Source organism: Micromonospora sp. NPDC049799 (assembly GCF_040656655.1).
In the GTDB taxonomy this organism is placed as follows: domain Bacteria; phylum Actinomycetota; class Actinomycetes; order Mycobacteriales; family Micromonosporaceae; genus Micromonospora.
In genome coordinates, this window is the sequence record NZ_JBFAMU010000261.1 from 1 (window position 1) to 6,960 (window position 6,960).

Genomic DNA, 6,960 nt, shown 5'->3' on the forward strand with positions numbered 1-6,960 from the left:
CGCCCGTCGGGCAGGTCGACGCCGAGGACGAAGGCGACCTCGGCCTCGACGTGGGGCCGCCGTCGGCGCTGGTCAGGTCACTGCTTGAGCATGTTGTCCAGCAGCAGGGCACAGCGGATCAGGCCGAGGTGGCTGTAGGCCTGCGGGTGGTTGCCCAGCCCGCGCTCGGCGAGCGGGTCGTACTGCTCGGGGAGCAGGCCGGTCGGCCCCGCGGTGAGGATCATCTGCGCGAACAGTTCCTCGGCGTCGGTGCGGCGGCCGGTGCGCAGGTACGCCTCGATCAGCCACGTCGTGCAGATGTGGAAGCCGCCCTCGCGCCCCGGCAGGCCGTCGTCCCAGTGGTAGCGGTAGACGACCGGGCCGCTGCGCAGATCCGCCTCGATCTTGAGCACGGTGGAGAGGAAGCGCGGGTCGTCGCCCGGGAGCAGCCCGGACAGGCCGATCCAGAGCGAGGAGGCGTCCATGTCCTCGTGCCCGTACGCCACGCTGTACGCCTCGGCGTGCTCGTGCCAGCCGTACTCCAGCACGTTGGCGGCGATCCGGTCGCGCAGTTCCACCCAGTCGGGCCGGTCCTCGCCGCCGTGCTGGCGCACGACGTTCAGCGCCCGGTCCACGGTCATCCACAACATGACCTTGGAGAAGACGTGGTGCCGGGGTGGAAGCCGTGCCTCCCAGATGCCGTGGTCGGGCTCGTGCCAGCGGCGGCGGACCGCCTCGACCATGTTCTCCAGCACGCGCCACTCGTCGTCGCGTACGGAGCCGCGGGCGTCGGCCACGGCGGCGATCAGGTCCGCGACCGGGCCGAAGACGTCCAGCTGGAGCTGGTGGTTGGCGAGGTTGCCGACCCGCACCGGACGGGAGCCGGCGTAGCCCGGCAGGGTGTCGATGACCGCCTCGGCGCCCAACTCGAAGCCGTCCACCGTGTAGAGCGGGTGCAGGCGCTCCGGGTGTCCACCGGTGCGTTCCACGACGCCGTCGATCCAGCGCAGCAGCCCCTCGGCCTCCTCGGTCGAGCCGAGGTCGACCAGCGCCCGGGCGGTCATCGCCGCGTCCCGCAGCCAGCAGTAGCGGTAGTCCCAGTTGCGGACGCCGCCCAGCTCCTCCGGCAGCGAGGTGGTGGCGGCGGCCAGGATCGAGCCGGTGGCCTCGTGGCAGAGCCCGCGCAGGGTCAGCGCGCTGCGGGCGACCAGGTCCCGCGCGGTGTTGGGCAGCCGGAGCGAGGCGACCCAGTCCTTCCACGGCTGCTCGGCCGCGGCCTGCCGTTCGTGGATCGGCAGCCGGTGGTGCTCCAGGCTGTGCGTACCGAAACGCAGCTCCAGCAGGATCTGGCCGCCGGCGGCGGCGAGGTCCACGACGGCCTTCGCGGTCTCGTTCACGCCGTCGCTGACGACCTCCCACACGACGCCGGGGGAGTAGAGCGCGACGGGCTCGTTCGAGCCGAGCACCAGCAGACCGTCGCCGAGCGGCTGGAGCTGCACCGCGACCTGACCGAACTCCGGTCGGGGCGCGAACTCCAGGCGGGCCCGGACGGAGCCGGTGATCACCCGGATCAGGGTCGAGTCCCCGGTGATGACGGCGGGGCCGTCCGGCGTGGTCTCCTTGGCCGGCTTGTCCAGCCAGTCGCTCACAGTGAGGCCGGACCAGCGGGTCTCCACGGTCATGGTGCCGGAGCGGTAGCGCTGGCCGAGCGGGATGCCGCCCCGCTCGGGGGAGACGCTGAAGTGGCCCGCGGGGCTGCCGCCGACGAGGTCGGCGAAGATCGCCGCCGAGTCCGGCTTGGGGTGACAGAGCCAGGTCACCTTGGCCTCGGGCGTGAGCAGCGCCATGGTGCGGCCGTTGGACAGCATCGAGTGTCGCTCGATCGGGACCGCGCGCTCGCCGAAGAGCCAGTGCCGGCGTGTCTCCAGCAGCAGGCCCAGGGCGCGGGCGGCCTCGATCGGTTCGGCCACCCGGTAGCCGGCCTTCGTGTCGCCCGGCCCGATCTTGATGCCGACGTCCGGCCCGTGCAGGTTGCCGAAGGCGTTCTCGTCGGTGACATCGTCACCGATGAACAGCACCGCGCTGGCGGACAGCTGGGTGCGGAGCTGGTCGACCGCGGTGCCCTTGTGGGTGGCCACCACGGACAGCTCGATGACCTCCTTGCCCTGGGTGACGGTGACGTCGTCCCAGGTGGCGGGGCCGCTGCGCACCGCGTCGATGGCGGCGGCGGCGACCTGCGGATCGACTCCGCGGGTGTGCACCGCGACGCTCGCCGGCTTGCGCTCCAGCCGGACGCCGGGGTGCGCGGCGGCGATCTCCCGCAGCGCGTCGCGCAGCCGGGTACGTACGGCGATCAGCTCGGGGGTGAGGCGCTCGACGAAGCCGATGTCGAACTCGGAGCCGTGGCTGCCGACGAGGTGGACCTCGCTGGGCAGCCGGGAGAGCGCGGCCAGGTCGCGCAGCGCCCGGCCGGAGACCACCGCCACGGTGGTCTGTGGCAGCGCGGCCAGTGCGCGGACCGCCGCCACCGACTCCGGCAGCGGTACGGCCTTGCTCGGGTCCTCGACGATCGGCGCCAGGGTGCCGTCGTAGTCGCACGCGATCAGGAGCTGGGGCACCCGGGCGATGCGGCCGATGGCGGAGAGCAGTTCCCGGTCCATCGAGCCGGCGGTGGGAACGACGATGTCGTTGGCGGGGGCGTTCACGCGTCCTCCGAGTCGCGTACACCGAGCTCGGTGAGGAAGGACTTCGCCCAGTGCCCCACATCGTGGGTGCGTAGATGGCGTTGCATTGTCCGCATGCGGCGGCGGGCCTCCGGCTTCTCCACGTGCACGGCCCGCAGCAGGGCGTCCTTCACCGCGTCGGGGTCGTGCGGGTTGCATAGGAACGCCTGGCGCAGCTCGGTTGCGGCGCCGGCGAACTCGCTGAGCACGAGCGCGCCGCCCTGGTCGGCGCGTGATGCGACGTACTCCTTGGCCACCAGATTCATTCCGTCCCGGAGCGGCGTCACCATCATCACGTCGGCAGCGGCGTACATCGCGGCAAGCTCAGTGCGACTGTACGACTGATGCAGATAATGCACCGCCGGCACGCCGACCCTGCCGAATTCGCCATTAATCCGGCCAACTTCGCGCTCCACCTTGACGCGAAGCGCCTGGTAGTGCTCCACCCGCTCCCGGCTGGGCGTCGCCACCTGCACCATAACCGCGTCCGGAACTGTCAACTTTCCGTCAGCCAGGAGCTCGCGGAAGGCCTTGAGGCGCAACTCGATGCCCTTGGTGTAGTCGAGCCGGTCGACGCCCAGGATGATCGTCTTCGGGTTGCCCAGCTCCTCGCGGATCTCCTTCGCGCGAGCCTGGATCCCGGGGTCAGCGGCCAGCCGCTCCATCTCCTGCGTGTCGATGGAGATCGGGAAGGCCCCCGCCTTCACCTGCCGCCCGTCGACCTGGATCATCTGTCCCTCGTAGCGGAGCCCGAGCAGGTGCCGGGCCAGCCGGACGAAGTTCTGCGCGGCCAGCCGCTGCTGGAACCCGACCAGGTCGGCGCCGAGCAGACCGCGCAGGATCTCGGTGCGGAACGGCATCTGCATGAACAGCTCGATCGGCGGGAACGGGATGTGCAGGAAGAAGCCGATCCGCAGGTCCGGCCGTAGCTCACGCAGCATCGCCGGCACGAGCTGGAGCTGGTAGTCCTGGACCCAGACCGTCGCGCCCTCGGCCGCGACCTCCGCCGCGGCCTCCGCGAAGCGGGCGTTCACCAGTCGGTACGCCTCACGCCAGCGGCGTTTGTAGGCCGGGGTCTCCACCGCGTCGTGGTAGAGCGGCCAGATCGTCGCGTTGGACTGGCCCTCGTAGTAGCGCTCCAACTCCTCGGCGCTCAACGGCACCGGGTGCAGCCGGATGCCCTCCAGGTCGAACGGTTCGGGAGCGGCGCCCGTGCCGCCGGCCCAGCCGACCCAGGTGCCCTGGTGCTCGGCGAGGACGGGGTGCAGCGCGGTGACCAGCCCGCCGGGGCTGCGTCGCCACTGCCGTCCCTCGGGTGCGCTCACCTCGTCGACAGGCAGTCGGTTCGCCACTACGACAAAGGAGCTGCGGACGGTCACGTTCGGCCACCTCCGGGTGCTGACGGGTCAACCGCGAATGAGCGTACTGAGCGTAGCTGCGGCGTCTGGGGCCCCGTGACGGAGTTACCTACCCTTCCCACGCCCGCCGAATCTTGGACGTGATCTTGTCGACAACGTGCCGTCCCGTACAGCTCGGGCGGGGTGATGTGGGCGCGGCGCCGCGTACCTGTCAGGATTGTCGACGGCGTGCGCGCGGCCGGCTCCCGGCCGGCGGCGGAGGGCGGACCTCGCAGCCCGCGCCCGTGCCCGCCGGCCCCAGTCGCAATCTACGGAGGTAGCCCGCACCGTGGCCCAGTTCATCTACGTCCTGGAAAAGGCGCGCAAGGCGCACGGCGACAAGGTCGTGCTCGACAACGTGACGCTGAACTTCCTGCCGGGGGCCAAGATCGGTGTGGTCGGTCCGAACGGCGCCGGTAAGTCCAGCCTCCTCAAGATCATGGCAGGCTGGGATCGGCCGAGCAACGGCGAGGCCCGGCTCATGCCCGGCTACACCGTCGGCATGCTCGCCCAGGAGCCCCCGCTCAACGACGCCAAGACCGTCCTCGGCAACGTCGAGGAGGCGGTGGCCGAGACCAAGGCCAAGCTGGAGCGGTTCAACAAGATCGCCGAGCAGATGGCGACGGACTACTCCGACGAGCTGATGGAGGAGATGGGCAAGCTCCAGGAGGAGCTGGACCACGCCGACGCGTGGGACATCGACTCGAAGCTCGAACTGGCGATGGACGCCCTGCGCTGCCCGCCGCCGGACGCCGACGTCACCCAGCTCTCCGGTGGTGAGCGCCGGCGTGTCGCGCTGTGCAAGCTGCTGCTGGAGGCGCCCGACCTGCTGCTGCTCGACGAGCCCACCAACCACCTGGACGCGGAGAGCGTGCAGTGGCTGGAGCAGCACCTGGCGAAGTACGCCGGCACCGTCATGGCGATCACCCACGACCGGTACTTCCTCGACAACGTGGCCAACTGGATCCTCGAGCTGGACCGTGGCCGGACGTACCCGTACGAGGGCAACTACTCCACCTACCTGGAGAAGAAGGCCGCCCGCCTGGCCGTCGAGGGCCGCCGCGACGCGAAGATGAAGAAGCGGCTCACCGAGGAGTTGGAGTGGGTCCGCTCCAACGCCAAGGCCCGCCAGACCAAGTCCAAGGCCCGGCTCGACCGGTACGACGAGATGGCCACCGAGGCGGAGAAGACCCGGAAGCTGGACTTCGAGGAGATCCAGATCCCGCCGGGCCCGCGCCTGGGCAGCACGGTCATCGAGGCGCAGGACCTGAGCAAGGGCTTCGGCGACCGGCTCCTGATCGACAACCTGTCGTTCTCGCTGCCGCGCAACGGCATCGTCGGCATCATCGGCCCGAACGGCGTCGGCAAGACCACCCTGTTCAAGACCATCGTCGGGCTGGAGCAGCCCACCGCCGGCCAGGTCCGGGTCGGCGACACGGTCTCCCTGTCGTACGTCGACCAGAACCGGCAGGGCCTGGACGGCGACAAGACGGTCTGGGAGGTGGTGTCCGACGGCCTCGACTACCTGATGGTGGGCAAGGTCGAGATGCCGTCCCGGGCGTACATCGCCGCGTTCGGCTTCAAGGGACCGGACCAGCAGAAGCCGACGAAAGTCCTCTCCGGCGGCGAGCGCAACCGGCTGAACCTCGCGCTGACGCTGAAGATCGGCGGCAACGTGATCCTGCTCGACGAGCCGACGAACGACCTGGACGTGGAGACGCTCTCCAGCCTCGAGAACGCGCTGCTGGAGTTCCCCGGCTGCGCCGTGGTCATCTCCCACGACCGGATGTTCCTCGACCGGGTCGCCACGCACATCCTGGCCTGGGAGGGCGACGACCAGGACCCGGCGAAGTGGTTCTGGTTCGAGGGCAACTTCGAGGCGTACGAGAAGAACAAGATCGACCGGCTGGGCGCCGAGGCCGCCCGACCGCACCGGGTGACCTACCGCAAGCTCACCCGTGACTGACCGGGCGCTGACCCTTGTCTGACCGGTTCGTCTATCACTGCACGCTGCGCTGGTCCGACCTGGACGCGTACGGCCACGTCAACAACTCGCGCTTCCTCACCCTGTACGAGGAGGCGCGGGTGGCGTTGATGTTCGCCGGTGGCCGGGCGTGGGGGGTGGGCTCGTTCGCCGACGGGGTGGTCATCCGCCGGCACGAGGTCGACTACCTGCGCCCGGTCGACTACGCGCTCGGTCGGGCCACGGCGGAGGCCGCCCCGACGGTGCGGATCGAGCTGTGGGTGGAGGAGATCCGGGCCGCCTCGTTCACCGTCGCGTACGAGCTGTTCGACGGCGACGTGCTGGCCAGTCGGGCCCGGTCGGTGCTGGTGCCGTTCGACCTGACCCGGCAGGCGCCCCGGCGGATCTCCCCGGAGGAGCGGGAGTTCCTGCTCTCGTACGCGCCGGGCGGAGCGGGAGCGTGACCGGGTCGCACCCGGCCGCGGGGCCGGAACCGGCCGGACCGGTGGCGGTGCCGGCGGGCCACGGGCTCGTGGGCGTCGCCGACGCCGGTGCCTTCCTGGCCCGCCTGGTCCGGCTGGACCGGGCCGCCGTGGTGCGGCTCCGGCCGGGCGCCACACCGGGGCGTACGGCCCTCTGGGCCCGACTGCCGTGGGGCGTGCTGGTGGTCCGGACGGTGGCCGGCGAAGGTCCCGGCGACGCGACGGTGGCGGCGGGTGACCTGCTCGCCGAACTGGCGGCCGGTGGTCCGGGGTTGCCTCCGCGCCACGACGCGCAGTGGCGCTGGCCACTGCCCCCCGCTGCGAGTATGCTCGACAACCTGGACGAGGCGTGGCTCGCCCGGCGGTGGAGTGCCGCGGTGCAGGAGCCGCCCTCCAGCACCCGGTGGGTGCCGGAG

The 6,960-nt window shown here is 71.0% G+C and carries 4 protein-coding genes and 1 pseudogene; 3 read left to right on the forward strand and 2 right to left on the reverse strand.

Annotated features, from left to right (window positions below; all coding sequences use genetic code 11):
• Nucleotides 1–77 precede the first annotated feature (77 nt).
• Nucleotides 78–2,639, reverse strand: coding sequence for a trehalose-phosphatase (otsB, locus tag AB0I76_RS19055; RefSeq protein WP_357036922.1), 2,562 nt, complete (start codon nucleotides 2,637–2,639; stop codon nucleotides 78–80).
• Nucleotides 2,640–2,680: 41 nt separating this feature from the next.
• On the reverse strand, nucleotides 2,681–4,081 hold the full coding sequence (locus AB0I76_RS19060; RefSeq protein ID WP_357036913.1) for a trehalose-6-phosphate synthase: 1,401 nt from the start codon (nucleotides 4,079–4,081) through the stop codon (nucleotides 2,681–2,683).
• A 307-nt stretch (nucleotides 4,082–4,388) separates the two neighbouring features.
• Between AB0I76_RS19060 and ettA the strand changes: the two genes are divergently transcribed.
• From ettA to AB0I76_RS19075, 3 genes and pseudogenes are all read left to right on the forward strand, one after another.
• A complete protein-coding gene (gene ettA, locus AB0I76_RS19065; RefSeq protein WP_357036916.1) occupies nucleotides 4,389–6,065 on the forward strand; it encodes an energy-dependent translational throttle protein EttA in 1,677 nt (558 codons plus the stop codon).
• Between the two features lie 14 nt (nucleotides 6,066–6,079).
• Nucleotides 6,080–6,526, forward strand: coding sequence for a thioesterase family protein (locus tag AB0I76_RS19070; protein WP_357036919.1), 447 nt, complete (start codon nucleotides 6,080–6,082; stop codon nucleotides 6,524–6,526).
• Nucleotides 6,523–6,960: pseudogene (locus AB0I76_RS19075) on the forward strand (hypothetical protein); the annotation flags it as partial. The gene AB0I76_RS19070 and the pseudogene AB0I76_RS19075, both read left to right, overlap by 4 nt.